At 38.3% G+C, this 20,996-nt stretch carries 23 protein-coding genes; 7 read left to right on the forward strand and 16 right to left on the reverse strand.

Annotation, left to right across the window (positions count from 1 at the left end; all coding sequences use genetic code 11):
• Positions 1-321 precede the first annotated feature (321 nt).
• Genes LS684_RS12370 through LS684_RS12385 form a run of 4 tightly spaced genes read left to right on the forward strand, consistent with a single transcriptional unit; the run spans position 322 to position 2,842 of the window.
• Positions 322-1,536: a NupC/NupG family nucleoside CNT transporter gene (locus tag LS684_RS12370; RefSeq protein WP_233806363.1), complete on the forward strand. Its 1,215-nt coding sequence runs from the start codon at positions 322-324 to the stop codon at positions 1,534-1,536.
• A gap of 29 nt (positions 1,537-1,565) precedes the next feature.
• Entirely contained in the window at positions 1,566-2,228 is a 663-nt protein-coding gene (deoC, locus tag LS684_RS12375) for a deoxyribose-phosphate aldolase (protein WP_233806364.1), read from the forward strand.
• Between the two features lie 12 nt (positions 2,229-2,240).
• Positions 2,241-2,408: a XapX domain-containing protein gene (locus LS684_RS12380; RefSeq protein ID WP_233806366.1), complete on the forward strand. Its 168-nt coding sequence runs from the start codon at positions 2,241-2,243 to the stop codon at positions 2,406-2,408.
• Positions 2,409-2,443: 35 nt separating this feature from the next.
• Entirely contained in the window at positions 2,444-2,842 is a 399-nt protein-coding gene (locus LS684_RS12385) for a cytidine deaminase (RefSeq protein ID WP_233806368.1), read from the forward strand.
• 72 nt (positions 2,843-2,914) lie between these two features.
• Here the strand turns inward: LS684_RS12385 and LS684_RS12390 are convergent, their stop codons facing one another.
• Genes LS684_RS12390 through LS684_RS12400 form a run of 3 tightly spaced genes read right to left on the reverse strand, consistent with a single transcriptional unit; the run spans position 2,915 to position 4,710 of the window.
• On the reverse strand, positions 2,915-3,685 hold the full coding sequence (locus LS684_RS12390; protein WP_233806369.1) for a sporulation protein: 771 nt from the start codon (positions 3,683-3,685) through the stop codon (positions 2,915-2,917).
• A gap of 17 nt (positions 3,686-3,702) precedes the next feature.
• Positions 3,703-4,497, reverse strand: coding sequence for a serine/threonine protein kinase (locus LS684_RS12395; protein ID WP_233806370.1), 795 nt, complete (start codon positions 4,495-4,497; stop codon positions 3,703-3,705).
• A 33-nt stretch (positions 4,498-4,530) separates the two neighbouring features.
• On the reverse strand, positions 4,531-4,710 hold the full coding sequence (locus LS684_RS12400) for a hypothetical protein (RefSeq protein WP_233806371.1): 180 nt from the start codon (positions 4,708-4,710) through the stop codon (positions 4,531-4,533).
• A 79-nt stretch (positions 4,711-4,789) separates the two neighbouring features.
• On the opposite strand from LS684_RS12400, the gene LS684_RS12405 reads away from it, so the two are divergent.
• Positions 4,790-5,932 carry a DUF2515 family protein gene (locus LS684_RS12405; RefSeq protein WP_233806372.1) on the forward strand — a complete coding sequence of 381 codons (1,143 nt, stop codon included), beginning with the start codon at positions 4,790-4,792 and terminating at the stop codon, positions 5,930-5,932.
• Positions 5,933-5,983: 51 nt separating this feature from the next.
• On the opposite strand, the gene LS684_RS12410 is transcribed toward LS684_RS12405, so the two are convergent.
• Entirely contained in the window at positions 5,984-6,160 is a 177-nt protein-coding gene (locus tag LS684_RS12410; RefSeq protein ID WP_233806373.1) for a YozD family protein, read from the reverse strand.
• 245 nt (positions 6,161-6,405) lie between these two features.
• Here LS684_RS12410 and LS684_RS12415 point away from each other — a divergent pair, with 245 nt between their 5' ends.
• The gene (locus LS684_RS12415) at positions 6,406-6,570 is read left to right on the forward strand and encodes a hypothetical protein (RefSeq protein ID WP_233806374.1); all 165 of its coding nucleotides are present in this window, start codon (positions 6,406-6,408) and stop codon (positions 6,568-6,570) included.
• Here the strand turns inward: LS684_RS12415 and LS684_RS12420 are convergent.
• The 5 genes from LS684_RS12420 to LS684_RS12440 all read right to left on the reverse strand — a co-directional run bounded on the left by LS684_RS12420 (position 6,567) and on the right by LS684_RS12440 (position 9,676).
• A complete protein-coding gene (locus LS684_RS12420) occupies positions 6,567-7,262 on the reverse strand; it encodes a hypothetical protein (RefSeq protein ID WP_233806375.1) in 696 nt (231 codons plus the stop codon). The genes LS684_RS12415 and LS684_RS12420 overlap by 4 nt on opposite strands.
• A 153-nt stretch (positions 7,263-7,415) precedes the next feature.
• Complete coding sequence (locus LS684_RS12425; protein ID WP_233806377.1) at positions 7,416-7,640, reverse strand: YozE family protein; 225 nt, start codon at positions 7,638-7,640, stop codon at positions 7,416-7,418.
• A 388-nt stretch (positions 7,641-8,028) separates the two neighbouring features.
• Positions 8,029-8,220 (reverse strand): hypothetical protein, encoded by a 192-nt coding sequence (locus tag LS684_RS12430; protein WP_233806378.1) that lies wholly within the window; start codon positions 8,218-8,220, stop codon positions 8,029-8,031.
• A gap of 152 nt (positions 8,221-8,372) precedes the next feature.
• The gene (locus LS684_RS12435) at positions 8,373-8,987 is read right to left on the reverse strand and encodes a sterol desaturase family protein (protein ID WP_233806379.1); all 615 of its coding nucleotides are present in this window, start codon (positions 8,985-8,987) and stop codon (positions 8,373-8,375) included.
• 5 nt (positions 8,988-8,992) lie between these two features.
• A complete protein-coding gene (locus LS684_RS12440; protein ID WP_233806380.1) occupies positions 8,993-9,676 on the reverse strand; it encodes a GntR family transcriptional regulator in 684 nt (227 codons plus the stop codon).
• A 769-nt stretch (positions 9,677-10,445) separates the two neighbouring features.
• Between LS684_RS12440 and LS684_RS12445 the strand changes: the two genes are divergently transcribed.
• A complete protein-coding gene (locus LS684_RS12445) occupies positions 10,446-12,368 on the forward strand; it encodes a hypothetical protein (protein WP_233806381.1) in 1,923 nt (640 codons plus the stop codon).
• Positions 12,369-12,670: 302 nt separating this feature from the next.
• Here LS684_RS12445 and LS684_RS12450 read toward each other — a convergent pair whose 3' ends face one another.
• The 7 genes from LS684_RS12450 to LS684_RS12480 all read right to left on the reverse strand — a co-directional run bounded on the left by LS684_RS12450 (position 12,671) and on the right by LS684_RS12480 (position 20,996).
• Entirely contained in the window at positions 12,671-12,958 is a 288-nt protein-coding gene (locus tag LS684_RS12450; RefSeq protein ID WP_233806382.1) for a YokU family protein, read from the reverse strand.
• Positions 12,951-14,360 carry a lysine 2,3-aminomutase gene (kamA, locus tag LS684_RS12455; RefSeq protein ID WP_233806383.1) on the reverse strand — a complete coding sequence of 470 codons (1,410 nt, stop codon included), beginning with the start codon at positions 14,358-14,360 and terminating at the stop codon, positions 12,951-12,953. Before kamA ends, LS684_RS12450 begins: the two co-directional genes overlap by 8 nt.
• A 129-nt stretch (positions 14,361-14,489) precedes the next feature.
• Positions 14,490-15,884: a sigma-54 interaction domain-containing protein gene (locus LS684_RS12460; protein ID WP_233806384.1), complete on the reverse strand. Its 1,395-nt coding sequence runs from the start codon at positions 15,882-15,884 to the stop codon at positions 14,490-14,492.
• 72 nt (positions 15,885-15,956) lie between these two features.
• Positions 15,957-16,811, reverse strand: coding sequence for a putative beta-lysine N-acetyltransferase (gene ablB / locus LS684_RS12465; protein ID WP_432418770.1), 855 nt, complete (start codon positions 16,809-16,811; stop codon positions 15,957-15,959).
• Positions 16,812-16,943: 132 nt separating this feature from the next.
• Entirely contained in the window at positions 16,944-18,365 is a 1,422-nt protein-coding gene (locus LS684_RS12470) for an aldehyde dehydrogenase family protein (RefSeq protein WP_233806385.1), read from the reverse strand.
• A 12-nt stretch (positions 18,366-18,377) separates the two neighbouring features.
• Positions 18,378-19,709 (reverse strand): 4-aminobutyrate--2-oxoglutarate transaminase, encoded by a 1,332-nt coding sequence (gene gabT / locus LS684_RS12475; protein ID WP_233806386.1) that lies wholly within the window; start codon positions 19,707-19,709, stop codon positions 18,378-18,380.
• 3 nt (positions 19,710-19,712) lie between these two features.
• Positions 19,713-20,996, reverse strand: coding sequence for a peptidase (locus LS684_RS12480; RefSeq protein ID WP_233806387.1), 1,284 nt, complete (start codon positions 20,994-20,996; stop codon positions 19,713-19,715).

Below are 20,996 nucleotides of genomic sequence, written 5' to 3' on the forward strand. Positions count from 1 at the left end.
GTCTTTTTTTTATTCAACTGAGTTTCATTCATTGCACATATTAAATACTATATACGGTCTATAGATTGAAAGTGTGATCACACTCCTATTTGTAAAATAGCTTTTTTTGTCAAAATTGTGTATGGAAATAATTTTATTTTTACATTTGTTCATGAAAGTGTTTACATAAGTTCACTCTACCTGTTATATTGTTAATGTACTGATCATGATCACTAAGTTAATAATCAACTTGAAACAAATTTCATTTTTTCTCGCACATGAAAACGTTATCACAACGGTTTCTTCAATTACAAACTAGACTACTAATAGAGGTGAGCTTCGATGAACATTTTATGGGGTATGATGGGCGTAACAGTTGTTCTTGCAATCGCGTTTATCTTCTCAACCAATCGAAAGGCGATTAAACTCCGCACAATTTTGGGAGGACTTGCCATTCAATTTGGGTTTGCACTTATCGTATTAAAATGGGATGCAGGTAAAAAAGGATTAGAAAAGTTATCATTAGGCGTGAACGAAATTGTCAATTATGCGAATGAAGGGATTAACTTCTTATTCGGAGGACTTTTTGCCGCAGACAATATAGGGTTTATCTTTGCTTTTCAAGTATTAACAGTTGTTATTTTCTTCTCAGCGCTTATTTCAGTTCTCTACTATCTAGGAATCATGCAGCTTGTTATTAAATTCTTAGGTGGAGGATTATCCAAGCTTCTTGGTACGAGTAAAGCTGAATCTTTATCGGCTGCTGCCAATATCTTTGTTGGACAAACAGAAGCACCACTAGTTGTACGTCCTTATTTAGCCAAAATGACAAGATCAGAATTATTTGCTGTCATGACCGGTGGATTAGCTTCCGTTGCAGGTTCTGTATTAATCGGTTATTCCCTATTAGGAGTACCACTTGAATACTTATTAGCAGCAAGCTTTATGGCTGCACCTGCAGGTCTTATTATTGCAAAAATCATGATTCCAGAAACAGAAGCGTCCGTATCATCTGATGACTTAACAATGGAAAAGGATACTGAATCTGTAAACGTAGTTGATGCTGCTGCACGTGGTGCAAGCACTGGTTTACAGCTTGCTTTGAACATTGGTGCCATGCTATTAGCATTCATCGCATTAATCGCTCTAGTCAACGGAATTTTAGGTGCTGTTGGTGGAATCTTTAACTATGATGGGTTAACACTTGAAAAAATTCTTGGAGTTCTTTTCTCTCCGATCGCCTTTGCAATTGGTGTTCCTTGGAGTGAAGCCGTACAAGCTGGTGGATTCATCGGTCAAAAGCTAATCTTAAACGAATTTGTAGCTTACAGCTCTTTCGCACCGCAAATTGAAGCTCTTTCTCCGAAAACAGTTGCGGTTATCAGCTTTGCCCTTTGTGGATTTGCCAATGTTTCGTCAATGGGAATTTTATTAGGTGGTTTAGGAAATCTAGCACCAAATCGCCGAAATGATATTGCTAAACTAGGAATGAGAGCCGTTTTAGCTGGTATGCTCGCTTCTCTACTAAGTGCAGCTATTGCTGGAATGTTATTCTAAACTTGAATGGAACGGAAAGGAAATGGACTATGAACCTAGCAAAAATGATTGATCATACAGCATTAAAACCTGAAACAACTAAAGAACAAATTGAAAAGCTTTGTCACGAAGCAAAGGAATTCCAATTTGCGTCCGTATGTGTAAATCCTACTTGGATTGAAGCAGCTTCTGCCTTGTTAGCAGGAACTGGAGTGGATGTATGTACAGTAATTGGCTTCCCTCTTGGAGCAAATAGCCCAGAGACAAAAGCATTTGAAACAAAAGATGCGATTCAAAAGGGTGCAACAGAAATTGATATGGTAATCAATATCGCCGCTTTAAAGGATCGAAATGACAAGCTAGTAGAAGATGATATTCGTGCTGTAGTTGAAGCGGCTAATGGGACACTTGTGAAAGTGATCATTGAAACATGCTTATTAACAGAGGAAGAAAAGATCCGTGCATGTCAAATGGCTGTTGCAGCTGGTGCACAATTTGTGAAAACATCTACAGGTTTTTCAAGTGGAGGAGCTACTGCTTCGGATATTGCGTTAATGAGAAAGACCGTTGGACCAGATATCGGTGTAAAAGCTTCTGGCGGCATTAGAAGCCTAGAAGATGCAGAAGCGATGATTGAAGCAGGCGCTACTCGTATTGGAGCTAGCTCTGGAGTGTCCATCTTAAAAGGAAAAATTTCTACATCAAACTATTAAGTAGGTGCGAAAATGAAAGAAATTTTCTTAAGTTTACTTGCTGGAATAATTATTGGACTTGTATTTAAAGGGTTAAAGCTCCCCCTTCCTGCACCATCTGTATTTGCAGGGATTGTTGGAATATTGGGCGTTTATCTAGGCGGAGTAGCCTTTACCTATATCGCGAAACTATTTTCATAGATTCAAATATCCTTTTTAGTGGAGAGTGAATGGAAATGAATGAATCCACAGTTATTGAGCAAGCCAAAAAAGCAAGAGAAGCTGCCTATGTTCCTTATTCAAAATTTAAAGTGGGTGCAGCTTTAAGAACAAAAGATGGTCAAGTGATTACTGGCGCGAATATCGAGAATGCATCATATGGCCTCTGTAATTGCGCGGAAAGAACGGCTCTTTTTAAAGCGTACTCCGACGGCATGAAAGAATTCGATTTGTTAGTGATTGTAGCGGATACAGATCGCCCAACACCGCCATGTGGAGCTTGCCGTCAAGTAATATCCGAATTGTGTGAACCACATATGGAAGTCATTATGACAAATCTAAAGGGTGACATCGAAAAAACAACAGTAAATGAGCTCCTTCCTGGTGCTTTCTCCCCTGCTGATTTAAAAAAATAACACAAAAGCCAGCCTCTGTTGAGCTGGCTTTTGTATTTGGTTATTGTCTACTTTTCAATTGTGACTACCACTTTAAGAATATCGCTGAATTACTGAATAAAACTTTTCCTTTAGAGAAGGAATGTCACTTGAGCTTACATTTAATCGAACATAGCTTTCATCCATTTCCAATGCTTCTGCTAAAAAGCTTCCAAGTCCTCGTGCACGGCGATCAACTTGCATGAGAATCTCTGTTTGATTTTCGGAAATTGGATAAAATACGAGTTCAATTTCATCTAGCTTCCCTCTAAATGCTCCTGACACAGGGACGAATTCAAACTCTTGGATAAACGGAAGACGACCTCTTACTTTTCTAGATGCCTGCTCACATTCTACTTCTCGCAAGCGGAACCCAAGATCAGCTACAGCCTCTAATACCGCATTCATTAATGAGTTAGGCTGCACCATCACATGATCCTTATCACCAGGGTCAACGGCATTTTTAATATCAAGTCCTGTTGCAACCCATACTTTCGTTTTACCAAGTGTTAGCGGTGTATCTAATGGCAATTGAAATGAGAATGGAATCTCTTTTCTTTCATTTGGCTTAATTGTAAAACGCTCTGTTAAACGAAAGCGGTCAATTAAACCTGTTGCCGTATATTTCTTATCATCATGCTCTTTAATATAGGTGGTATGCAGGGATAAATAAATTTCATCAATGTTTTGCTCGACATTTCCACCTTGAATCTCAACAATTCCTTTCACTTCCTCACCTGGAAATAATCTTTCCTTCTCCAGCTTTGTATCTACTTTTGCAGAACCAATCCCTACACTTGCAAAAACCTTATTAAAAAATGACATACTATATACCCTCCTACCTAAAATTGTTGAAAGCCGCATTGAACTTCCTGAACTGATTGATATGGTGATTCAATCTGTAATAACCTCTTAATCATTGTCTTGCCACTGGGTGTTAAATTTAACTCTTCTTCCCAGCTCTTTTCTGTGGTTTGTTCAGGTGCTTGATAGCTTGAATAAAGCAGAAATAAGATGAAGTGGCCAAGTGCGTAAAAATCACTTGCAGGATCTATTTGCTTACGCGGATCCTCTTTTCCTACAAAGCGAAATGAATCCTTTTGATCCGTTAAGTGTCTCCCTAGTCCGAAGTCTATGAGTCTTATTTGCTCGAGGTCATCAAGCATTACATTTGGGATACGGACATCACGATGAACAATGCCATTCTTATGTAGAACATCTATTAATGTAAGTAACTGATATCCAATATGAAATGCTTCTCGTTCGGTATAGACTTTTCCTTCTTTAAAAATTAATTGCTCAAATGTTTTTCCATTTATATATTCCATTGTATAAAAAGGAGTGCTTTCATACATTCCGTGTTCATAAAATTGCGGGAAACCTGGATGCTCGATTGATTTTAAAAGGTCCATTTCACGCTGAAATGACTGTTTCCCTCTCAAAGTTAATCGTTTATGCAGTCGTAGCGTTTTTAATACGACGAAACGATTTGTTAGTTGGTCCATTACTAAATAACTAATCCCATAGCTACCTTTTCCTAAATATTGCTTGATTGTATACCGATCATTGATGACTTTTCCAGCTGCAAATGGCTTTTCCAATAAACCTGAAGCAATTAGGACAAATGCTTTTAACATAAATTGTAGCTTCCTTTATTAAGATAATAATAGTTAACTGCTAAAGAAGCTGCTAAAGCTCGAAAAGATGCTACCGCTTTTGTGCTTCCGCTTATAATGATGATGTCCTAAATGGGAATGTCGATGATGATGACGGCGCTTCCAAGCATCACTTGAACTATATTTTCTATGCCTGGACTCTTTTAATACGGATTTTAGAATTTTCTTTAACATCCGGTTGTCCTCCCTTTTTTTCAATACATCTATTCTACGGTATGAAAAGAAAAAGGTTTCAACGATTTGGAGGTTTTTTATGAAAATATTTTCAAAGCTAACTGACATTCTATTTCAAAAAAAACCATTAATCATACCAGGAAAACAGATTTTATCAAAAGAAGAGATTCAATCTTTCCAACAAGAATTTACTCCAGTCTTTGCCCTGTCTCCTCTGATCATCTTAGACCCAGTTGAACGAGCAATTGTAAATGAAATAAAAGGGGAACTGAAGCAGCGGAACCTCAATAATGTCACTCGGACAATAGCCTATTATGAATATTATAAAAGAAATCCAGAAATTCATTGGGCCTTTCTTGCCCATATGGTCTCGCGAAATGGCGGCTATTATATGACGGACCTAAAAAGCTCTTATCTTGATGATCTAATTCCTTCCCCTCTGAAAGCAGACTATTTTCTGTTTCTTGAACAGTGCAACGCTTATATATTTCAAGATGCCTACCCGCAGCTACGATTATATGAATATAGTAAAAAACAGGGGAAAGACTATAGCCGGCTGCTTAATGCGTTTCATGTTTCCCCATTTATGCAATACATTTGGTCCTCCTTCTTATCTAACCAATCGTCGCCACTCATTACAATAGCCATGATTATTAATGAGCAAAACATGCTTGAAAGCAGAATTATCCGCGGGAAATACCAATCGAAATCGGTCATTCAGCAGCTGCCTTTCCAGCTACAAGAAAATGTAGGGTTTACATCTGTGCTTTTTCCCATACGAGCGAAAAAATCTACTCACCATCGGCTCTACGGTATTACGGTTCAGCATTTCAACCGAGTAAATGAGCGGATCCATACAGGTAAGAAGCTTTATCAAATTTTATTCTCTAACAAACAGAACTTAGAAGGAATAGAGGATGTTGCAAGGAAGAAGGAGCATAGTGGTTCTCGGAGTGATTATTGGAATTGGTTGTTCTCTGATCAGCATGATGAAAAAAGAAAATTATATAGTCCGAAGCTCCTCGATGCATGGGAGAATGTTCAGCACTCCTTTCACGAGAAGCAAGATTGGTTCAAGGGAGAGTCTTCTAGTGAATCGATAGGGTTACTATCCACACTACCAGAAGTTACTGATTTTGATTTAACCGAACAAGTATTCATGCAATATTCCTTCTTGTCTACCATAGACAGCTTAAGTCATGAACTCTTTAAAGAAGATTAAATAAAAAATGACGAGAAGCCTCGTCATTTTTTATTCTATTTTGCTCGTTTCTTATGTGTCATTTTCCATTTCTTCATCAATGATACATTTGTCTAATAAGTATTCAAAGGTAATATCCGCTAATTCCTCTAGCTCCCCTTCTGAAGGAACGAACCCTCTCTTAAGTAGCTCCTGAAAGAAAAATTCAGCAATTTCCTCTGTATCAATTACTACTTCAATTTCCTTCATCGCATCGCCCCCTTTGTTCCAAATTGTATGTTCTTAGTTAACTATTCATGCAATTTTCTGATAAAATTTCACAACTAAATGATCCGCCAGCTTGGTTAGTTAGTGCTTTCTGAATGACAGCATATTGTTTCGCTGAATCTCTCATGTTCATTTTTTAGTTTAATAGATTTCTTATTTCCAGTCATGTTTTTAATAGACGAGCATAGATTGGTAGTAAATAGAAAGAAATTAGGAGGTTTGATTGGATGAATACATTTCAGCAGTTTCTAGTAGATTTTACTGAAGATGTAAATGCGGAGAACAGTACGACGATTGCTTTTTTTGAAAGAATAACGAATCTAGTGTTCACTGTGTTGAAATGGGGAGGAATTCCATACTTGATCTTTCTTTTATTTACATTGAATAGCTAGCTTCGAGGCTTCTCTTCAATAATCTGTTTTAGCTTATGAAGGATGATTCTCGTTATTTGTTGATATTCTTGATCGCCAAATGCTTGAAAAAGTCTTTGGTAATCATTATACATATCTAGCAATCCATCAATAACTACTTGTTTTTTCTTCTGCTTGTCAATAAGCTCTCGTTCCGCCTGTCGAAACACTTGATTAGGTTCATTCAGTTGAACAGCTGGAGGCTGAAGGTTCTGGTTTACTTGATAAAGTAAACCCAGCTTTTGAATGAAGGCATCTGCTGTTTCTGCATCAGCCAATAGTGTCAGTTCTTCTTCACTTGCTTCTAGCCATTCCCCATCGGATATTCGGGAAAGCTCATAGATGACCTCTTCCCATGCATCCTTCTTGTAACGCCAAATTTCCGTCCGAAAGCCTACCACTTTAAAGAGGTCCGTTCCATAATCCTTTACTTGAACCAAATCTCCGAAAAAAAACTTATATTCGATATCTATTTGCTCCTTTTCTAGAATCGTCCCTTCATACTCTGAAAGCATTTGTAAGCTCGATTCCATATAAAGCCCTTCACTTTTATTGACTTCGTATACATACATGCCATCCAGCCATTTTACATCTGTTACTTTGCCGACCGTTCCATACATCGTGATCACGACTGTATCACCGATATTGTATTTTGGTTTTTTCCGTTTACTCATATCCTCCATCCTCTCAATGATCGTCGTGAATGATTTTTGATTACGATAGTATATGCAAACGGCTATAAAACGTCCCAATTGTCGCAACGAAGCAATGAAAAAAGGCTGTCCCCATTAAGAGACACCCTTTTTCTCCATACTATTCACATCTATTTAGCCTTCGACATGAAGTCTATACTGTTCCCAGACCTCATCGAATATAGACATGCTTGCTAAATAGTGGCCATTCATCTCTAAATAAGAAGTCACTTCCTCATACAAACTGGCGGTTTTCGGAAAACTATGGTCTTCATACGCATCATTTGCAAATTGACTAATGGCATCTGGTGGCTTCGGATGCCGGTATTTCATTAAAAAGTGATAAAAGGATTTTGACATATCGATCGCCTTCCTATGATTTTCTTACAAATATGCTTTATTCTACTATAAAAGACGAAAAAGGTTACGTCTAGTAAAGCGGGTTGAATATACTTCAGCGAAAGGGGCTGACGCTAGGGAATCAGATCGGTGCAATCGGACGATATCAGCGAATAGAAGCGATATATCAGCGGATTTTTCAATATATCAGCGAAAACCCCCATTTTATCAGCGATTTTTTCAATATATCAGCGAAATTCCCATTTTATCAGCAAATTAACCTTTCGGAATATAAACAAAACCAACCATCGGCAACGTGGTTGGTTCTTAGTCCATTCCTCTAGAAACTGTCATACAATTGTATAAGCGAGAGCAATACAACCTCGTAAACAAATGGGTTCTAAAAAACTTATAAGAAGCGGTCTGATTTGGCCATTTCCACTAGTGCCCAGATCACGTTGAAAAGTAAGATCGCTACTGATATAGGTACGGCGTAAAGCCAGCTTTTTCCGTATTTTTCTTTAATAACTCCTGTAAAATATCCACAAAAGAACAAAACAAACATAGCAGCTGCTAGCATAACCATTAGTGCTATTTGCATCTATAATCCCCCTAACACAAACTCATTCTTATTATTTTTACCCTATACCCTATTATAGAGCTAGCTTAAAAGGAAGTTGTGAAAAAAGGATGAAGAAATTGTGAATAATTGTTAGATAAATCACTTAGGTGACATCACCTACTGAATGATTATCAACCTCTCTGTTCTAGGTCTTTTGCTGTTTGACTTGTTTCCACTTGCTTCTCATCTTTCAATGTTCCAAAGATTACATCAACAAATGGGGTTGAGACACCATACCAGTAGTTTTCATTTTTATAATGATGAAGGATATGTGTTTTCTTCACCCAAATTCCCAATCTTGTCTTTGGCTTGATCGGGCGGTGTGCAATATAATGCTTCCACTCATAGAAAAGGAACATTAGAATGAGTCCAAGGCTAAATGCTAGTGTTCCGACAACTGATCCAGTCACGAAGAAACAAATGATCGCTAAGATCGAAAGGTTTGGAATGCTATACCATATCGGTAAAAATAACAGCTTCAAGTCGTTGGGGTATTTATGATGATCATAATGTAAGCGTTTCAATAAATTCAGAAAAAAAGAGTTCTTTGGTGCTTTTAAGTGAAAGAGGAACCGATGGGTAAGATATTCGCTAAACATAAACGTAACGAGACCCGCAATAAAAAACCCTATTAGACTGTATTGAAAGCCAGTTATTACAATTCCAACGCTAATCCCAATAAACAGAATGATCATGACTAAAATATCAAAATGATAAAAGAAATCTTTATATAAACCCTTGCTCATTTAACTCACTCCTCATTATCTTTTGCCTTCCACAGTTCTAAGCTCTTTGCCATCATCTTTCTTGATAGGTTTTCCGTTTCATTCACATCATTTTGGAGGAAACTCTTGAGCAGTAAGTCGTAATATGCTCTTGATTCCTTTCGATGGGCAGGTACACTAAAATATTTCATGCCCATATGAATATAGATATCTTGAAAGCTATTTAATATTAATAAATAGACAGGATTCGGAGAAAGGCTTGCTAGCCCTTTATGCAATTGCCAATCAAACATAGCAAATGATTGTTCATCGTCCTCTAATTCATCCAAATTAGCGAACAAGGAAATCGCCTTGATTGGTTGGGAAGTGGCCGCATCCTTTGTATATGTTGGTGATAGGGAAATTCTCAGCTCAAGCATATGTTCGATAAACGGATCTGGAATTTCTTTGTATAAACTGAGGATTCTGACAATTGTCATTAAATTCCCATGCTTCCAGTAGTCATTTACAACCGCTGGCATTCCTTTACGGGTCGAAATCCATCCATCTTTTTCCAATCGTTGCAACACTTCTCTAATCGTTGGTCTTCCTACCTGATGGTGACTTGCTAATTCTCTTTCTGCGAGTAGTGACTCCCCTGCCGTAAGCTCACCTTCTAAGATCGATTTAATCAAACGCTGCTCAATAACATCTGAAGACCGCTCCTTCAACTGTCACACCTCCCTATTTGGTATTACCTTTAATTATATTGGTATTACCAATGTATTTATAGGATTATCCTTCGACATTTTCCAACAAATCCTCTAGCGTCTACCCTTTATTTTGTTTGAATGGTAAAGCACATGCAAAAAGACACTCATTTTGAAGTGCCTTTTCATGGGTTTTTATTGTCTGTAATGGATTATATAGGGGATTTCCGTATTATTAGAAGGAAAACAATGAGGGCTTGGATGGATAAAAAGGGAGTTTAGACTATCTGGAAGAAAAGAGAGTTTGATTGGTAATGAGTAAAAGTTTTCTTTTAGAAATATTCCTTTAAAGCAGCTTCACTCTATCTTCGAACTACCTCCTCAAGCTTGTAGCATCAATGACGAAGATAGAATCTGCGTTTTATAGAGTACGTATGATAAACACTAAAAGACTACTACCTTGAGACAAGGCTTTGCTATTACTTAGTAAGGTTGTACTACGCAATAAATAGAACCCTCTGTTGTTTTTTAGTCGAGCTTATTCAAAACATTAACGGCTAAAACAATAAATACTCATTAAGAGATATACGCGCTCGATTCTGGAAGAAATTTATCATTTTTTTAACGAAAATGACCTAATTTACTACTAAAACTTTAAAAGGATGAGTTTTTTGTTCAAAAACATTTCCTAATAATCATAATTCCCCTTCGACCATTATAAATATTCTTTTTAATGAATTTTTTATGTGTTACTATATTATTATTAATTTGTAATATTTTGGAGGATTTAATGGATAGAAATCAAATTTTGTCGTTGGCAATTATTAATGTAAACTATAATCATAACATTGACTATTACGATCATTTTGTTCCTTTTGTAAAAGAAGCACTTATCATATTATCTGTAGATACTATCTCTGCAAACGACGTTAAAAAAGTAATAATTGACCATTTTAAAATAGATATACCAATAAATGTAGTTAATACTATACTACGAAATAAGTTGGTCCGACAGGGTTATGTAAACATCAAAAAAAATATATTAGTTCCAGATTATAATCGCCTTAGTGACTCTGATTTCAAAAAAATCAAAAGACAAATACTTGAAAAACACGAGATGCTACTTACTAGTATAATAAAGTTTTCAGAGGAAAAATATAATAAAAAAGTCGATGAATCAACAACTGAGAATGCGTTACAGCTATATTTAGAGAATCATCAGTTAGCAATCTTGGAAACTTCACTTTCCCCATCTCAATTTAATAATGAAAATCCCAGATTTGAGAAAATGGAAGAGATGGATTACATAATTTCACAATATATAATTGATGCACATAATAAAGGATCAGTTTCATTTGAATACTTAATTGATATTGTAAAAGGTATTATGTTAACCAATACCCTTTATTATAAGAATGACATTACAAAAGTTAACATGAAATTCAAAGGAACTGAGGTTTATTTTGATTCTACATTTCTAATATATGCATTAGGATATGCTGGCGAAGCAAGGCAAGATCCCTGTTTAGAATTAATTAAAATGTTACGTTCTAATAATGCTATTTTAAGAGTTTTCCGCCACAATATAGATGAAATTATCGGAATATTGGAATGGTGTAAAAAGAATCTAACCTCTAGTAAAACTGATAATCATGGTACTGTAAATCATTTTTTAAATAAAGGTTATGGCCCAGCTGACATTGAAAGAATTATATATGCTCTTGAGAACGAACTTGAAGATAAACTGCATATTAAAGTTAATGAAGGAGTTGCCTTTGATAACTACTCTTATGTTATATCACATGAAGGTTTAGATAAACACCTAAAGGAAAATATGACTTATCGAAATGAAATAGCAAGAGAACGAGATGTTCAATCCATTTCTGCTATTGCTAGATTGAGAAGAGGTAAAAGGTCTCAAGATGTAGAAAATTCTAGAGCTGTATTTATTACTAACAATTATACATTAGCACAACATGTGAAGAATTATTCCTTTGATGAAGACAATCCAAGAATTATTCCTCCAGCCTTACATGACTCGATTCTGACTAATCTGGTGTGGTTAAAAAATCCTTCAAATGCACCGGACTTACCGAGAAAAAGACTGGTAGCTCAAACGTTTGCTGCATCTAATCCACAAGAACACTTATGGAGTAGATATATAGAGACTGTTGGTGTTTTAGAAAGTACAGGTAGCATTTCAGAGGAAGACGTTGTGAGGCTAAGATATGGACAAAGTGCCCCTTACTTCCTTATGGAAAAGACACTAGGGGATGACAAAGCTATAAGTATTGGAACTGTACAAGAAATTCTTGAGGAAATAAGAAATGAAGAAAAACGCAGTCTAGATGAATTAAATATGATTAAAGATCAAGAGATCAATGAGTTAAAAAAACAAAATGAACTTGTTCAACAACAGATTGCGACAACCTCGCAGAATTTAATGAGTGCTGCTAATTTTATTTCAAAATGGATGACAAATATTTTATTATTCGTTGTAGCTTTAATAATAGCATTCATTGTTTATTCCATTCCTTATATCCAAACTATTGATTTCAACCCATATTTAAAGAATGCCATCTTATTTACAATAATTGTTGGTCCTACGTTACTTGGAATGTTTAATATTAATCTTATTCCTTTTAAAAACAAAGTACATTATTTGTTAAACAAATGGTTAATTTCTTTCCTAAAAAACAGAACCCTCTCCTAATAATTAATAATTAATTAATAAATAATTAATTTCAAAAGAGCAGGGATTATACACCCTGCTCTTTTATGTTCCTACAATTTAGTTTTACCCTCATCAATCCTAAATGATTCGGTTATGAAGTAGAAAACATTAAGCTTTGAAAAGCAGGGATTTTGAATTGTCTATAGCACAGTATTAGTCTTCTACGCATTAATCAAATAAAGATCTCCTCATCCCACTTTACCTTTTTATATTAATAATTATAAGTTTCCACCAAGGAAAAGGCACCCATTTGAGTGCCTTTTCTTGCCATATATATTTTGCTACGAAGAAAAATCAAAATAATTTCTCTTCAACAGTCTTGGTAATTTCATTAGCTCTTCGAAGTTGATTGTGCTTCCAATTTGCTTTGTGTCGACGAGAAAGAGTTGATCTTCAATTTCCTTTGTTAGTTCATTGGTTTGGTAGTGCATTTCACAGCTTGGGCATACGACGGTTGGGGTGTTCGTTATTTGAATGGCACGTGTTCCATCTGGAAGCTCCCAATAGACGGTTCCACGATCTATCGACGCATCAGCATTGCACCAGTCACAAATGACATTCTTACTCATGAGCAGCCTTCTTTTCTTCGTATTTCTGTTGCTCGCTTGTGAATTTCTTTTCTTTCATTTCGTCTCGTCGGTCCCGTTTGTCCTTTAATGATGAATGGGTTGGATCTTCCATATATTTTTCTCTTCGATCAAGCCGCTGCAGATCGTCTGGTACAAGGTTAAACTTCTGATCATTCATTACGCCAGCAATCCCCACATTTGATTGATAGTTTTCATATTCAGGATATATTCCTTTGAAGTAGTCATTGGCTCGATCCGGTACATAGTTCTTTGGCTCTGGATAGGAGGTGATCACCCCTTCGAAGTTTCGTAATACTACTTTGTCCGGACTTTGTGAAATGATGTAATTTGGCTGGACAGAAATCTTCCCTCCCCCGCCTGGAGCATCTACGACAAAGGTTGGAACAGCATAGCCAGACGTATGTCCTCTCAAGCCCTCAATAATCTCTAGCCCCTTTGAAACAGGTGCTCTAAAATGACCGATTCCTTCTGAGAGATCACACTGGTAAATATAGTATGGTCTTACACGAATTTTTACGAGGTCATGCATGAGCTTTTTCATAATCGGAACACTATCATTGATTCCCGCTAAAATAACCGATTGATTTCCAAGAGGAACCCCAGCATTAGCAAGCATCTCGCATGCTTTTTTTGATTCTTCAGTTATTTCAATCGATGTGTTGAAATGCGTGTTTAACCAAACTGGATGGTATTTCTTCAATATTTCACAGAGATTTTCCGTAATGCGCTGCGGAAATACTACTGGGGCTCGTGTACCTATTCTGATGATTTCCACATGGTCTATTTCCCTGAGTTTTTTCAAAATATATTCTAGTACTTTATCATTAATTAATAGACCGTCTCCCCCTGAGATTAACACATCACGAATTTCTTCTTTACTTTCAATATAAGCGATCGCAGCGTCAAGCTGCTTCTTTGGTACACCCATACCAATTTGCCCGGAGAAGCGACGTCGCGTACAATAGCGGCAATACATGGAGCATTGGTTTGTAACAAGGAATAATACGCGGTCTGGATATCTATGGGTAAGTCCTGGAACTGGTGAATCTTCATCCTCATGAAGCGGATCTTCCAGGTCATATTTCGTCTTTTTGATTTCTTCTGAGATTGGAACGGATTGCATACGAATTGGACAACGAGGATCATCCGGATTCATTAAAGAAGCGTAATATGGAGTAATATTTAACGGGATTGTTTTTGTAGAGATTTTAACACCTTCTTCTTCCTCAGGTGTTAGATTGATTACTTTCTTTAAATCATCTAGGGTTCTTACTGTATTCGTTAATTGCCATAGCCAATCATTCCACTGTTCTTCCGTTACATCCTTCCATAGTTCAATATCCTTCCAATGACGCTTTGGTCGATATAAATGAGTCTTCAAATCAATTCCCCCTTTAGCCTTTACAATGTATGTATGCAATTTCCGTGCCAAGTGGAGCAGCTACAGTAACTCCGTATCTAAAGGCTAAAGGGAGAAAAGGACTTCGTAATCAGTGCTCAAAATTCGGCACTACTTCAATCGATACTTGGTCATTTTATATTGAAGCGTTTGTCTTGGTATCTCTAATAGTTTCGCAGCCTTCTTTATATTCCCGTCACACTTCCGTAATGCTTTTTCGATGAGGGATTTTTCTAAGGCAACTACGTGTTCTCTCAGTGCAAGCGAATTGTGATCCTTTACATGGCTTTGCTCCGTATAATGATTTTTCACCATAAACGGCAAATGCTTTTCTGTTAACGTTTCTTCTTCGGATATATTGACCATATATTCAATGGCATGCTTAAGCTCCCTCACGTTCCCAGGCCAAGGATAATCAAGCAATATTGCCTCTACTCGATCGTTAACCCCTTTCACTCGCTTATGAAGAAGCTTATTGTATTGATCAATAAAATGATGACCTAAATACATGATGTCTTCTTTTCTTTCTCTTAACGGAAGTAGCTGAAAGCTAAGGACATTTAACCGATAAAATAAGTCCGGCCGCAGGACACCTTCTTCGATTGCTTTTTGTGGGTCTACGTTCATGGCAGCAATGACCCGAACGTCAACATAGCTACTTTTCCCGCTCCCTACTCTGCGGACGATTCCATCTTCTAATACACGTAGCAGCTTTGCCTGTAATTCATGAGACATCGTATGAAGCTCATCTAAAAAAAGGGTACCTTTATGGGCTATTTCGAATAAACCAGCTCTCTCCACTGCACCTGTATAGCTTCCCTTTGAAGTACCAAACAGAATGCTTTCTAACAGGGATTCTGGAATAGCCGCGCAGTTCTGTGCAATAAACGGTTCATTCTTTCTGAGTGAAGCTTCATGAATCCCTTGAACAAATAACTCTTTCCCCGAGCCGCTTTCTCCGTATACAAGAATGGATGATTGGGATTTTGCTAGTTTTTTCGCTTCCTCCTTTATGCGTATAAAAGAGGGATTGATTGTTAGAATATGATCAATCGTATAATTTACAGTACTTTGATTTTTTTTATCATGAGGATGTTGAATTTTCTTTTGAAGATCGAGGAGTTTTTCAGATAGCAATTTAATCCGTGAGTAATCCTTTGCAATTTCTACTGCACCAACAAGCTGGTCCTGAACAATAATCGGCATCGTTGTGTTCATCGTTTCAATTCGCTTTCCATGAAAATTCACATAGGATTGGGCTTGGTTAAAAATGGCCTTTCTCGTTTTCATGACTTGCAACAGCGTACTAGAATCTCTGTCCAATGAAGGAAACACTGTCAATAACGGCTTTCCGATGACCTCAGAGATATTCAACCCATCGTGCCTAGCTGCCACCTCATTATAAAAGATGGTCATCCCTTCCGTATTAACGACATGAATCCCTTCATCAATTCCTTTTAATATCGATGTTAGGACCTCATTTGTAATTTCATTTACTTTATACATTCGTCTCACCAGCCTTTTACATTAATGTATGAGCCGATGCCGAAAACTTGTCACCAACTGCCAAATATTTGTCTATTGCTTGGATAAATCCTTCACCCACATATTCATATTTTCTAATTTATCGAAAATAAAACAATTATTCATTAGGCGCCCTCGATAACGATAGCCTAGCTGATGCAGAACAGCATTCATCCCAAATGAAAGAGCCCTTGCAATTGAATATGCACAAAAGATCCCGTTTTCCTTGAGTTCCTCTTCCAGCTTTTCTAGTAAAATTTTCATTAATCCATGCTTTCGATGAGAGGGGAGTGTGGCACAGTCGGTTAGCTCCGCATTTTTATAAAAGGAATTGACCTCTGCAGATGCTGCACTTACCATGATTCCATCATATTGAAAGGCATAATAGATTGTTCCTTCCTCCATCGTCTTGACAATATATTCAGGATCATGAAGCGGGGTTGGATAGATTTGAAAGACTTCCCGATAGAGGGCGGCAAGCTTTTCTGCATCCTCCATTTCTACTCTCTTTAACACATATTCCATTGGAGGCTGAATGACATCCGTTGACCTAGCCAGCTTTTGAACGTTTTCGACGATATCATCCTCTGCAATCCAATGGTCATTCATTTTTCGGTCTGCAGTGAAATACTTTGCGAAAAAGTAGCAATCAGATCCTAAATAAAACTGATCAATCATAGCTTCAGGCTGAAATCCATGTTCCATTAATGGGGTAAAATGTTCTTTTCTCGCTTTAAAAATCAGCTTCTCTGCATTTTGTTGAGCGGCTATTTCCTCTGCCTTCTCCATAACCCTATTCAAATCTCCAAGATAATCATCTACCCTTACTCTTTTATTAAACGGGTCAATATATAGGTCCATCGTAAACGTTTGTTCATGGAGTTGACTCGTATAGGAAAATTGATTCAATTTGCTTTCCCCCTTTTGTTCACACCTAGGTGTTGTGTCGTTTTTTCCACCTAGTTCCATTAAGTGTAACATATATCGATCGGTTATAGAGCCGAAATGAAAGGCCTGACCGAAATAGGTCAGGCCAAACCATTAATCTAGTTTAAAGCTTACTAGCTTTAATTCAGTCATTTCTTCTACTGCATATTTAATGCCTTCTCTCCCCATTCCGCTCATCTTCACTCCACCATACGGCATATGATCGACCCGGAAGGTTGGAAAGTCATTGATCATTACGCCACCGACATGTAGCTCCTTGGCAGCTGTGAATGCTTTGGTCACATTGTTTGTAAATACCCCAGCCTGCAAGCCATAGTTCGAGTCATTCACATAATTAATCGCTTCTTGAAAATCGGAAAACGGATTGATATGAACAACTGGTGCAAACATTTCCTCACAGGAGACTTTTTCATCGGAAGGTACATTTAACAGCACAGTTGGATGGTAAACCGTCCCCTCTTCGACTCCGCCTAGCGCGAGGGTTGCTCCGTTTTGAATGGATTCCTCAACCCAGCTTCCCGCACGCTTGACATCGTCTCGGGAAATCATCGCTGATATGTCCGTATCCTCATCCAGCGGGGAACCTAGCTTTAGTTTCTTTGCTTCCTCTACAAATTGCTCAACAAACTCTTGATAGATGGATTCATGAACATAAATTCGTTGGACCGATATACATACCTGTCCTTGATAAGCAAAAGCACCGGACACAATTCGTGGAATAATTTTGCTTAGATTCGCGTCCTCATCCACGATCACGGCAGAATTCGAACCTAGTTCAAGTGTCACTTTTTTTAGACCGGCATGCTCGCGAATGTGTTTACCTACCTCAGGGCTACCTGTAAAAGTAATCATCTTCACACGATCATCTGCTAATAGAAAGTCCCCGACCTTCTTTCCGCTGCCCGTTACAACATTTAAGGCACCTTTCGGAAGGCCAGCTTTCTCAAAGAGCTGAGCGATTTTGTAAGCGGACAATGGCGTTTGACTTGCTGGCTTTAATACGACCGAATTTCCAGCAGCAATCGCAGGTCCAAGCTTATGTGCTACTAGATTCATAGGGAAATTAAATGGCGTAATGGCTCCAATTACCCCTAAAGGCTCTTTCATTGTATACGCTACACGTCCGTCTCCACCTGGAGCTGCATCCATTGGAATCGTTTCCCCATATAGCCTCCTAGCCTCTTGGGCAGCGAACTGATACGTCATAATTGTACGTTCTACCTCACCTCTTGCTGCCTTTAAAGGTTTAGCGGCTTCAAGGGCAATTAATCGTGCACAACTCTCTTTCTCTTCCTTAAGTAGACTGACAAGCCTTTCAAGTATCCCTGCTCTCTCGTAAGCTGGCATATTCCTAAGAATCTTTGCTGCGTGCTCTGCACTTGAAATAGCATCCTTCACTTGCTCTTCATCCGCTATGGCTACTTCTGCAAGAATTTCTTCATTATAGGGACTTGTTAATGTATAAAAATTCTCTGTTCCGACATGTTCCCCGTTTACCCATAGTAATTGTTTCATTCGATCCTCTCCTTACTCACAACATTCCGCTACTACTTGTTCTAGTACGGTTAGTCCTTCGTCTAGTTGCTCATCTGATATGACTAACGGTGTTAAGAGGCGGACGATATTTCCATAAAGACCAGCGCTCATAATAATAAGACCTCTTTGGTGTGCTTTCGCTAGGATTTGTTGTACGAGTTCTTTATTCGGTTCTTTTGTTTCTTTGTCACGAATAAATTCAATGGCGCACATTGCCCCGAGCGTCCGAATGTCGCCAATAACTTCATACTTACATTTTAACTCGTTCATTCTCTTAGTAAAAGTTTCACCAATCTGATTCGCCCGCTCGATAAGATTTTCCTCCTGTATCGTTTTAATCACTTCAATGGCAGCGACACATCCTAATGGGCTCCCGCCATACGTACCACCAATTTCTCCTACATTCGGAGCATCCATGATCTCCTTTCTCCCTGTTACAGCACTTATTGGCAATCCTGCGCCTATCGACTTAGACATGGTCATGAGATCAGGAATGACATCGAAATGTTCCATCGCAAACATTTTTCCTGTTCGGCCGAAGCCTGTTTGGACTTCATCAGCTATAAATAATATGCCATATGTTTCACATATTTTTTTGACTCCTTGAACAAATTCTTTAGAAGGGATATGGAAGCCTCCTTCTCCTTGAACAGGCTCCATAATGACCGCTGCGATTTCTTCTGGAGGTACTTCACTTAAGAAAAAGCTTTCAAACCGACGAAGTAACGCATCGTCAAGGCCCTGTCTGCTCATCCCTTCTGATCGGAAATAGGCAGGAAAAGGCCATTTATACGTCTCTGGTGCAAATGGACCAAATTGATATTTATAAGGTCTTACTTTACTTGTTAAGGACATAGCCATATACGTACGCCCATGAAATCCTCGTTCGAAAGAAATGATTCCTTTTCGACCTGTATACTTTCTCGCAATTTTCACTGTGTTCTCCACCGCTTCTGCTCCGCTATTTAAGAAGAAAGTCTTTTTTTCATGGGTTCCAGGAGTGATTTCATTTAACATTTCGGCTAATTCAATATATGGCTCATACATCATGACATGAAAACATGGGTGTAGGTATTGATCCACTTGCTCTTTCAGTGCCTCTACGACTCTCGGCGGGCAGTGTCCCGTATTAAGTGACCCAATTGCCCCAGCAAAATCTAAGAACGTATTTCCATCGATATCGATTAATATTGCCCCCTCACCAAAAGCTGCAAACGTTTGAAGTGTATTAAATGGGCCTCGTGGTACATGTTTTTCTTTTCTTCTTAATAATTCCTGAGCCTTAGGTCCAGGAATGGCTGTTTTCATATGAATACTTCCCATTTTCTATTCCCCTTCCGCCTTTGTATCAACACCGCACCAGTCCAAAATCGTTAATGCCAATATCTCGGCTGCTCGGAACATTTCTCCTAATTCGATATATTCATCAGCATCATGGGCTACCTCTGTCACTCCTGGCCCAAAAACAACTACAGGTGTACTTCCAACATTTGTAAGGATCCCGCCATCTGTTCCCCAAGGAGAAGCTTCAATTTTCGGCTTTTCTCCTACCATTTTTTCGTAGTTCTCTGAAAGAGTATTCATTAACGGATGATCCTTTTCTAAGCTTCCCGGTTGCCACCGTCCACCAAACCATTCGACTTGAGGTGGATGGAGTTTGAACCAATCATCATCCGCTGTTAATTCTTCTAAACAATCCATTAATTCTTTTTCGGCCTGTTTCATCTCTTCACTTGGAGCTACTCCGATACGCCCTTCAATAACCGCTTGATCGGGGACAGAAGATGGCCATTCACCGCTTTGAAGTTTGCCAATATTAATTGGAATGGGGATCGGTATATCTTTAAAAAGAGGATCTACCATTTTTTCATTTCGCCGTTTCTCTAAATCTTGCAACTTGTGAATCACTAAGACGGCCTTTTCAATGGCGTTTATCCCTTCATATCGAGTGCCGCCATGGGCTGACCTACCTTTTACGGTAATTCTGAACCACATCGAGCCTTGCTGCTTAGGAAAAAGCTTCATATTCGTCGGCTCAGGAATAATCGCACCATCTGCACGGTAGCCTCGAATGACGGCTGCAAGCGTACCCGCTCCTCCACTTTCTTCTTCAATCACACTTTGAAAAATCACATCTCCTTTTAGCTTAACTCCAGAAGAAATGATTCCTTCAAGTGCATATAATAATGCAACAGACCCACCCTTCATATCTGTTGAACCTCTTCCATACAATCTACCATCTTTCACCTTCCCACTAAACGGATCATCCTCCCAATCTTCCATGTTCCCTTGTGGAACGACGTCGATATGACCGTTTAAGATGAGAGATTTTCCGCCCCCCGTTCCTTTAAGGACCCCGACTACGTTTGGGTTTCCCGAAAAATCCTTTCGATCCGAGCAATAGGCAGGATGCTTAAAAAGAACCTCATCACCGATTTCCCAGATATCAAGGGACAACCCAAGCTTTCGGCACTTTTCAATGATTAGCGCCTGTGCCTGGCTTTCCTTTCCCCGAATACTTCCCTCCTGTACAAGTCGTTGCAAAAACCGAGTGCCCCTATCTTTATTAGAAGAAAGCCACTGAAGTACAGCTGGTGCAGGATTTGTCAA

This window comes from Cytobacillus spongiae (assembly GCF_021390075.1).

What these genes read in the sequence shown, in the direction of transcription:
- LS684_RS12400 (WP_233806371.1), bottom strand. Translation starts at nt 4,710, where the DNA reads ATGTTAAAGAAAATTCTAAAATCCGTATTAAAAGAGTCCAGGCATAGA.
- LS684_RS12430 (WP_233806378.1), bottom strand. Translation starts at nt 8,220, where the DNA reads ATGCAAATAGCACTAATGGTTATGCTAGCAGCTGCTATGTTTGTTTTG.
- LS684_RS12390 (WP_233806369.1), bottom strand. Translation starts at nt 3,685, where the DNA reads ATGTCATTTTTTAATAAGGTTTTTGCAAGTGTAGGGATTGGTTCTGCA.
- LS684_RS12370 (WP_233806363.1), top strand. Translation starts at nt 322, where the DNA reads ATGAACATTTTATGGGGTATGATGGGCGTAACAGTTGTTCTTGCAATC.
- LS684_RS12425 (WP_233806377.1), bottom strand. Translation starts at nt 7,640, where the DNA reads ATGTCAAAATCCTTTTATCACTTTTTAATGAAATACCGGCATCCGAAG.
- LS684_RS12415 (WP_233806374.1), top strand. Translation starts at nt 6,406, where the DNA reads ATGAATACATTTCAGCAGTTTCTAGTAGATTTTACTGAAGATGTAAAT.
- LS684_RS12460 (WP_233806384.1), bottom strand. Translation starts at nt 15,884, where the DNA reads ATGTATAAAGTAAATGAAATTACAAATGAGGTCCTAACATCGATATTA.
- LS684_RS12385 (WP_233806368.1), top strand. Translation starts at nt 2,444, where the DNA reads ATGAATGAATCCACAGTTATTGAGCAAGCCAAAAAAGCAAGAGAAGCT.
- gabT (WP_233806386.1), bottom strand. Translation starts at nt 19,709, where the DNA reads ATGGGAAGTATTCATATGAAAACAGCCATTCCTGGACCTAAGGCTCAG.
- LS684_RS12380 (WP_233806366.1), top strand. Translation starts at nt 2,241, where the DNA reads ATGAAAGAAATTTTCTTAAGTTTACTTGCTGGAATAATTATTGGACTT.
- LS684_RS12470 (WP_233806385.1), bottom strand. Translation starts at nt 18,365, where the DNA reads ATGAAACAATTACTATGGGTAAACGGGGAACATGTCGGAACAGAGAAT.
- LS684_RS12420 (WP_233806375.1), bottom strand. Translation starts at nt 7,262, where the DNA reads ATGAGTAAACGGAAAAAACCAAAATACAATATCGGTGATACAGTCGTG.
- deoC (WP_233806364.1), top strand. Translation starts at nt 1,566, where the DNA reads ATGAACCTAGCAAAAATGATTGATCATACAGCATTAAAACCTGAAACA.
- LS684_RS12410 (WP_233806373.1), bottom strand. Translation starts at nt 6,160, where the DNA reads ATGAAGGAAATTGAAGTAGTAATTGATACAGAGGAAATTGCTGAATTT.
- LS684_RS12405 (WP_233806372.1), top strand. Translation starts at nt 4,790, where the DNA reads ATGAAAATATTTTCAAAGCTAACTGACATTCTATTTCAAAAAAAACCA.
- LS684_RS12395 (WP_233806370.1), bottom strand. Translation starts at nt 4,497, where the DNA reads ATGTTAAAAGCATTTGTCCTAATTGCTTCAGGTTTATTGGAAAAGCCA.
- LS684_RS12450 (WP_233806382.1), bottom strand. Translation starts at nt 12,958, where the DNA reads ATGAGTAAGAATGTCATTTGTGACTGGTGCAATGCTGATGCGTCGATA.
- LS684_RS12445 (WP_233806381.1), top strand. Translation starts at nt 10,446, where the DNA reads ATGGATAGAAATCAAATTTTGTCGTTGGCAATTATTAATGTAAACTAT.
- LS684_RS12435 (WP_233806379.1), bottom strand. Translation starts at nt 8,987, where the DNA reads ATGAGCAAGGGTTTATATAAAGATTTCTTTTATCATTTTGATATTTTA.